Annotated in this window: 7 protein-coding genes; all 7 read right to left on the bottom strand. The window is 46.4% G+C overall.

The genetic code is table 11. The features are described 5' to 3' along the window. Positions 1 to 466 (bottom strand): type II secretion system protein (locus tag CAG68_RS13355; protein WP_005381181.1); only part of this gene is annotated, 466 nt, incomplete at its 3' end. A gap of 291 nt (positions 467 to 757) precedes the next feature. Continuing rightward, a complete protein-coding gene (locus CAG68_RS13350; RefSeq protein WP_132937239.1) occupies positions 758 to 1,219 on the bottom strand; it encodes an MSHA biogenesis protein MshF in 462 nt (153 codons plus the stop codon). Positions 1,220 to 1,222: 3 nt separating this feature from the next. Next, a complete protein-coding gene (locus tag CAG68_RS13345; protein ID WP_005381186.1) occupies positions 1,223 to 2,446 on the bottom strand; it encodes a type II secretion system F family protein in 1,224 nt (407 codons plus the stop codon). A gap of 8 nt (positions 2,447 to 2,454) precedes the next feature. Beyond that, positions 2,455 to 4,179 carry a GspE/PulE family protein gene (locus CAG68_RS13340; RefSeq protein ID WP_005381188.1) on the bottom strand — a complete coding sequence of 575 codons (1,725 nt, stop codon included), beginning with the start codon at positions 4,177 to 4,179 and terminating at the stop codon, positions 2,455 to 2,457. After that, positions 4,176 to 5,270: a tetratricopeptide repeat protein gene (locus CAG68_RS13335; protein ID WP_193837563.1), complete on the bottom strand. Its 1,095-nt coding sequence runs from the start codon at positions 5,268 to 5,270 to the stop codon at positions 4,176 to 4,178. The genes CAG68_RS13340 and CAG68_RS13335 overlap by 4 nt, the downstream gene beginning before the upstream one ends. Continuing rightward, complete coding sequence (locus CAG68_RS13330; RefSeq protein WP_033907419.1) at positions 5,267 to 6,112, bottom strand: ExeA family protein; 846 nt, start codon at positions 6,110 to 6,112, stop codon at positions 5,267 to 5,269. The genes CAG68_RS13335 and CAG68_RS13330 overlap by 4 nt, the downstream gene beginning before the upstream one ends. A 44-nt stretch (positions 6,113 to 6,156) precedes the next feature. Further along, positions 6,157 to 7,797, bottom strand: coding sequence for a pilus (MSHA type) biogenesis protein MshL (gene mshL, locus CAG68_RS13325; RefSeq protein WP_005388471.1), 1,641 nt, complete (start codon positions 7,795 to 7,797; stop codon positions 6,157 to 6,159). Positions 7,798 to 7,826: the final 29 nt, after the last annotated feature.

The following is a 7,826-nucleotide window of genomic DNA, read 5'->3' as shown; positions in this document are numbered from 1 at the left end:
ACTTACACTCATTCGCAGTTTTAGTAACAGCGACTGTTGCTGGAGTATCTTTGTCTTTAGCTTGAGTGTATTTAACACATTTCGTGTCGTAGTTATCGAAACCGTATGAAATGTATTTAGGGTCAGCATTAGTATCTACTTTCTTAACAACCCAATCTTCCGATAGACCATCAACAACTAGAGATAGCGCTGCCGAAGTTGCTTCTGGGTAACCAAACTCTAGGTTTAAAGTTGAAGTACCGATACTGATTGCACCGTCAGCTGTTGCCTCTTGACCTTCAATTGCTGCTTTACCGTAAGTAATGCCAGCAGCACCAGTCATAGCACCTTTCAAACCATCAAGAGCTGAATCACGAGCATCATCTTGCAGGTTAAGGAAACGTGGTGCTGCAGTGACCGCTAGAATACCTAGGATTACAATTACCACTACTAATTCGATAAGGGTGAAACCACCTTGTCTTTTCATTGTTTACTCTCTCTATGTAAGCATGCAGTACAACTGCAAAGTTTCGTTTAGGTCACGCGACCATTTTGGATATTGTCAAAACGGTTTGGGGCAGCAACGTTCACTAAAACTGACCGTGAAGTGGATACTGTATCTACCGCTTGAGCAGAATGACGATTCGCCATTATTCAGTTCATGCTGCAATGAGAAAAACACATTATTGTTTACCCTCTATTACAGCTTCTTACTTATGGTAATGATTGCATTATACCGACTTTCAATACCAATTATAGTGATTAGGTGTCAAAAAATTCACTCCGCCGACATTTCGACGTCTATTTTCAGTTGATTAGCTGTTGAAATAACTACAATCGACTGACCATTTTCATAAGTGTATTGACAGACATAACGATCAGTTTTGATGACTCCACTGATATCTATTAACTTGTTGGTCATTATTTTACGTTGGGGGTAATGCACCGCTAGCCAATAGCCACAATCTAATACACCTTGCTGAGTAAAGGGAGACACTAACCCGTCCTCAGTCATAGTAAGGTTAAAACCATCCATCAGCATATGCTCTGGCTCGCCTTGTACTAGCCAAGCTTGACGATAACGCTGAACACTATCTTGCATCCAAACTCTCGCCAACTTAGCCCCTGTTACTTGTGCTTGCTCGGTCACAGGACGTAATTTGACCGCCAAACCCACCGCCATAATCGTAGCAATAACCCCAAACACAATAAGCGTTGCTCGGCTTTGATTTTCAACCACCTATTAGCCGCCTTTGATGATGTCGAGCATTCCCCACATTGGTAGGAAGATACCCAATGCCAGCACCATGACCATGCCTGCGACAATCACCAAAAGTAATGGTTCTATTCTTGCGGTCAGCGTTTTTAGATCGTAATCGACTTCTCGATCGTAAAAGTCCGACACCTCCAGCAGCAACTCATCAATACGACCAGTTTCTTCACCTACTGCAATCATCTGAATCACCAATGGGGTGAATATTTTACTGTTGATGGCCGTCACTGAAATGGTGCTACCCGCTTCAATTGCGGACTTCATCTCAAGAATTCGGTTTTCTAAAAAACGGTTCCCTAAGGCTTCCCCGGCCAAAGCCAAAGACTGGTTAAGTGGCACCCCTGATTTCAGCATCAACGAAAAGGTTCTGGCAAAACGAGAAAGCTGCGCACGATTAACGATATCGCCTACAATTGGCAGCCGAAGCCGAAACTTATCGAACTTCTCCCGACCATCAGCCGTCGCCACCCACGCTCTGAACACCGTAAACGCGCCAATCATTGCCACAACCAGCAACACCCAATAATTAACAAAGAAATTAGAAGTCGCGATCAAAATACGCGTCGGCAGTGGTAGCTCAACCCCAAAGCGCGTGAACATCGATGCAAACTCAGGGATCACCAAGATATTCAATACAAACATGGCAATGGTGATAAAGATAATGACAAACGTCGGATAACGCATCGCCGCTTTAATGCGTTTGCGAGTCTCAAGTTCCTGTTCGTAGTAATTCGCCAGTTGCAATAGCGCTTGGTCAAGCCGACCCGTATTCTCACCGACGTTGATCATAGAAACGAACAGAGGGCTGAATACTTTACTGTGTTGCTGCATCGCAGAAGACAAACCTCGGCCATTACTCAGTTCAGAAACGACATCTTCTAGCGCCTCTTTGAGCTGTTTGTTTTCGCAATTTTGCAACAAGCCACGCATAGAGCGCAGCAAAGGTACGCCAGCTTTAGTCAAACTAAACAACTGGCGAGAGAAAAGAATAATTACTTCCAACGGAATAGCAGGCACAAACAGCTTAGATAAGCTCACTTGGCTTTTTGCCGACTCTTTCTCTAAACGTACATTGAGCGGGATGACCCCTTTATTCATCAATGCTTCCGCTGCAGCTTCAGAGTTCACTGCTTCGATTTTGCCGTTAGTTGATGAGCCGTCTAGCGTGCGGCCTTGATAACGAAAAGTTGGCATTCACTTACCTATATGAAAATGGGATCAGTCTTACCAGAAGCATCGCCCTCACCTAGGGTCATCACTTCGTCCAAACTGACGGTGCCTTGTAGCGCCAGTTCCATTGCAGAAGCAAGCAGTGGCTTATAGTTTTCTGAGCGGCGCGCGGCTTGCGCAAAGCCAACCGCATCATTAGCGCGCAACTTATCCATCATCTCTTGCTCAAGTTCGAGCATTTCAAACACACCGATTCGGCCTCGATAACCAGTCAAATTACAGTTTTGGCAACCTGCGCCTTTATAAAAAATGGTGCTAACTTGATTTGGGAAACGCCCAGCTAACCACTGCTGGCGAGACTCATCTAAGTGGTCTTCTGTTTTACAATCGGGGCAAACTCGGCGCACAAGACGCTGCGCCACCACAGCTCTGACTGCACTAGCAACCAAGTAACCCGGCGCACCCATGTCGATCATACGTAACGCACTGTCGACAGCATCGTTGGTGTGGAGAGTGCTCAATACTAAGTGACCCGTTAGTGCAGCTCGCAGACCAATTTCTACCGTCTCTTGGTCACGCATCTCACCAACAAGAATGATGTCTGGGTCTTGACGTAAAAAGGTTCTAAGAACACGCGAGAAAGTTAGATCGATCTTGCTGTTAACCTGTACCTGAGTGATGCGAGGCAGACGATATTCAACCGGGTCCTCTGCTGTAATGATCTTTTTCCCAGGTTCGTTGAGCTCACTCAATGCGCCGTAAAGCGTGGTGGTTTTACCGGAACCTGTCGGCCCGGTAACCAAAATCATGCCATGCGGACGCGCCAACTGTCGACGTAAGCGAGCAAGCAAGTCTGGCGGCAAGCCCGACTCTTCTAACGGACGCAAACCAGCGGACTGGTTAAGCAGACGCATTACTACAGATTCTCCGTACTGCGTTGGTAACGTCGACATACGAATATCAATTGATTGGCCACGAACTTTGATATTGAATCGGCCATCTTGCGGCAAGCGCTTTTCAGAAATATCTAGGTGTGCCATCAACTTCAGTCGAAGAACCAAAGCCGATGCAATATTCACTTCATTTAAGAGCGTTTCATGCAATACGCCATCAATACGCTGGCGCAAACGCAACACTTGATCGTCTGGCTCAATATGAATATCCGAAGCTCCAACCTGTACCGCATCTTCAAACATGGAATTAACCAGCTTTACAACGGTAACCTCTTCACTATCGGCTTCATCAATACCGTAATCAAAGCTTTGTACATCTTTATGCTCTTCATGCAGCTGTTCAGCAAAGGAGGCGATCTCTTTAGTACGGCGGTAATAACGGTCAAAGCTTGAAATAAGCTGACGCTCTGAAGCCACAATGAACTCAAGGTTGTATTGACCTAACAAGTTCATCAATGATTCTTGAATGAACAAGTCCGCAGGGTCGCTCATAGCAACGCGCAGGGTGTCCCCATTTCGAGCAACGACCATCGCACGTAAGCGACGTGCGTGTACCTCAGGTAGAATCTGCACGGCTTCGGCATCCACAGGCGCACGACCAAGATCGATCAGTGGCAAACCAAGCTGCTGAGACAAGAAGTCCAACATTTGCTTTTCGGTAATAAAGCCAAGGTCAATTAACGCATCCCCTAGCTTCTGCCCGGTACTGCGTTGTGCGTTTAGTGCTTGCTGGATTTGTTCTTCAGAGACGATACCTTCCTCAACCAGAAGATCGCCCAAGCGTTTTCTCAACTGAATTTTCATTGTGCGCTCTCCAACTCTTTCAAGATGCTCAAACGGTCACGGATAAATGCTTGCGATTGATTCGAAATGCCAACTTTACCCAGAGCTTGGTTGTAAGAGTTAATCGCGGCAGTAAAAGCCAGGGCGCGCTCTTGTTGAATAGCCAAACCTAACCACCAGCGCGCGTTTTCCGGCTCACGCTGAGTTAGGAGTTGATAGCTCTCAAGCGCAATGTCATTTTGCTTGTGTTTTTGTGCCAATGCCGCACGCATCGCCAAGTAATCTCGACTTGGTACTGGAGGCAAATGAACAAGCGGGCTCAGCGCCGCTTCAGGTTGATTAGCTTTCACTAACAACTTAGACAAGGCCAAGCGGAGTACTTGGTTGTTCGTATCTAGGTTGATGCCTTCTTGAATAATCTCATATGCTTTACGCGTGTCACCTTTACCAAAGTACAACGCTGATAACTTTTGACGCGTGTCTGCATTCATTGGCTCATAACGCAACGCCTCGGCATAAGCCGATAACGCCGTTTGCATATCGTTAGCATCGAGTGCCTTTTCCGCTCGGCTAACCGCTTTAAGAGATAATTGGCGGTGAGTAAGCTCAACCTGCTCAATACGCATTGAGCTGTTTTCTGATGTCGTGTGGGTTACGTGATCGTATTGCTCCTCGCTCGGCATCGTTGCTAACTGCGCGAGTAAAACTGCATCTTCAGAGGCGATATTTATCTCAGATCTTGGCGTGAACCTATCAGTCTCTTGTATGTGAGGCTGTTGCACTACCTGCTGTGTGGCTGGTTTAGTGTAAACCACTTGAGTTGTATCGGGCGTCATTTTACTCGTTGGCGAGTGAGTGCGCTCCGATGAAACAATTGGTGAGACATTCACAGACGACAGTGGCATAGCGTCGGTTTGAAACTGTGATAGCTCGCCTGAAGGGACAGGACCGCGAGAGACCGCCCAGCTACCAACCGCAAGGCTTAACGAAAAACCGGCGACAAGCCAAAGCCAAGGTTTACTGCGTGAGACTCTTGGAATCTCCGCACGAGTAAGCTCTGACGGCGATGTTTTTTCAGCAAGTTCTGATAATGCTTTATTGATGGCACTCAAGGTTGACTCCATCCCCAAAATACGGGTGTTTTAAACTTAGGTTTACGGGCATCAAACGTATCGTGCATAGCGGCGTAAACGTGATGATTTTTCAATAGTGTGCAACGCTCATTAAATGCAGCAAGCAACGACTTGTGGCTAATTTGGTTTATCAAGCGCGGAATCCCCATGGATGAACGCCAAATCGCTTTTTTCTGTTCAATAGAAAAAATGTGCGCCCCATTGCCTGCTTTATCTAAACGATTATTGATGTAAGCCACGCCTTCATCGATAGAGAGAGGACGTAACTGGCAGCTAAACGTAATGCGTTGACGAAACTGCCTTAGCTCATGGTTAGCCAATCTTTCATCCAACTCAGGTTGTCCGAATAACACCAATTGAATGAGCTTATCTTGTTCCGTTTCTAGGTTGCCAAATAGACGCAATGTTTCTAAAGCTTGTGGGGAAAGAGCTTGCGCTTCATCAACGATCAAGACGGTTTTCTTTCCCAAGGCATGTACTTGAATCAAGTGCTCTTGAATGAGGGAAACGATGCGCAGCGGATCATCGTTCTCGATACCTAACTCTCTGGCGACAGCAAACTGCAACTGTTCCCCATTCAACACTGGATTGGGTAAGTAAATAAGCTCAACTTCAGATTCAATCTGCTCGATCAGCTTACGGCATACCATGGTTTTTCCAGTGCCGACTTCTCCCGTCACCTTAATCACCCCTTCTCCCATTTGCACGGCAGCTAGGATGGTTTGGATCGCCTCATAGTGAGGGACTAACCCCAAGAACATTTCTGTATTTGGGGTTAACGAAAAAGGCTGAACTCGGAATCCAAAGTGGGACAAGTACATACTCGAATCACAAACCTATTAAAAAACAGAACCTTTCCCAGCGCTTATTGCGCATCTGGGAACCACTCTTGCAGCAGATCACGAGAGCGCTCTAGCTCTTTCTGCCAAGAGTTCACGCCAACTACGGTCGGTTTTAGCAAGATGACCAATTCTGTTTTCTCAGTTACGTTATTCACGTTGCGGAACAAATGCCCCAGTGCTGGTACATCGCCCAAAAATGGGACTTTAGAAACAAGCTCACGATTTTGCTGTTTCATCAACCCGCCGATAACCACAACATCGCCATCTTTAGCACGAATAACCGAGTCTGATTCACGAATAGAGCTTTTCGCTAATGGCAGTTGGATGTTTTGGAAATCTCCGCCCAAGTTCAATTGCTTCACTTCTTCCGTGACTTCAATAACTGCGGGGTGAACATGCAGGAACACATTGCCTTTGTTATCAATTTGCGGAGTTACATCGAGGGAAATACCCGAGAAGAATGGCGTCAGTTCCACTTCAGGAACTGCATTTGAGTTTTCACCGTTGCCTGCATTGCTCGATAGCTCGGTAACAAAGTACTCATCGGTACCGACCTTGATGACAGATTTTTGGTTGTTGGCAGCGGTAATACGAGGGCTCGAAAGGACGTTCAAGTCACCTTGCGTAGACATAAAGCTCAACACGGCATTGAAGTTACCATCCGAAATAGTCACGTTGGTTTGACCGCCCAATAGCGTGCCAATCGCATCCAATGGTGGTAATGTCGACGCAGGGCGGTTGACTACGATACTACCCGAGTTACCAATTGACGCCGATAAGTTTGACCAGTTGATGCCTTGTTGGTAGCCATCATTCAACGTCACTTCTAGGATTTTAGCTTCAAGAATGACCTGGCGCTGCATGCGCTCCTGCGATACACCTAAGAACTCGCGTACTTCGCGAATATCATCTGGAAATGCTCGAACCGTAATAACTCCCGCTTGTGGCGTTACAACCACACTTTGCCCTTTGCCTGAACCAATTAGATTCGCAACAGCTTGCTGCAGCATCGGCCAGAAATCACTTTCAGTGATGGTTTCAATGCGTGTACCACCCGTAGATGTGGTCGAGCTATCGTTGTTGTTTCCATTGTTAGAGTCTGACGAGTCAGAACTGTCTGAGCTACCACCAGAATTAGACGTACCAGCCGAGGTTACAGAGCCCGTAACAATGCTGGTTAATGAGCGACCAGAACGCTTGAACTGCAGGTAATCGACTGGAATGGTCACCGTACGCATACCTGCTGGGTAGATTTGAATAACTTTGCCAGACTTCACCACGTCATAGCCATACATATTCTGTACGACATTCAGAACTTCATCCAATGTCACATCTGACAAGTTGACAGTGATATTACCTTGTACCGATGGGTGAATCGCCACACTGTACTCTGTGCCTTTCACCAACGAAGCGAAAAAGCTTCTTGCATCGACCGCATTCGCTTGAATACGAAAACGCTTCGAGGTGCCTTGCTCTGATGCAACGTTCGAGTCTAAATTTGGCATCAAGTCTGCCTCAACAGAAGAAGGGATTTCTTCCAATGTGCGGCTGTTCGCTTGATTGATCGATTCATTGAGCGCTTCTTTAACTTCCACTGGATTCCGATGACCCATTGAACATCCCATTAAAGAAGCAATCGTTATTCCTACAACTAATTTGCGCATATCTGATCGGGCTCTGGTTATTATTGTTT

Source organism: Vibrio sp. V42_P2S4T144 (assembly GCF_009904715.1).
In the GTDB taxonomy this organism is placed as follows: domain Bacteria; phylum Pseudomonadota; class Gammaproteobacteria; order Enterobacterales; family Vibrionaceae; genus Vibrio; species Vibrio alginolyticus.
The sequence above is the reverse complement of the archived record's forward strand: the minus strand, read 5'-3'. Positions and strand labels throughout refer to the sequence as shown.

Coding starts and splice junctions, on each gene's coding strand:
- CAG68_RS13345 (WP_005381186.1), bottom strand. CDS start 2,446: ATGCCAACTTTTCGTTATCAAGGCCGCACGCTAGACGGCTCATCAACT.
- CAG68_RS13340 (WP_005381188.1), bottom strand. CDS start 4,179: ATGAAAATTCAGTTGAGAAAACGCTTGGGCGATCTTCTGGTTGAGGAA.
- CAG68_RS13330 (WP_033907419.1), bottom strand. CDS start 6,112: ATGTACTTGTCCCACTTTGGATTCCGAGTTCAGCCTTTTTCGTTAACC.
- mshL (WP_005388471.1), bottom strand. CDS start 7,797: ATGCGCAAATTAGTTGTAGGAATAACGATTGCTTCTTTAATGGGATGT.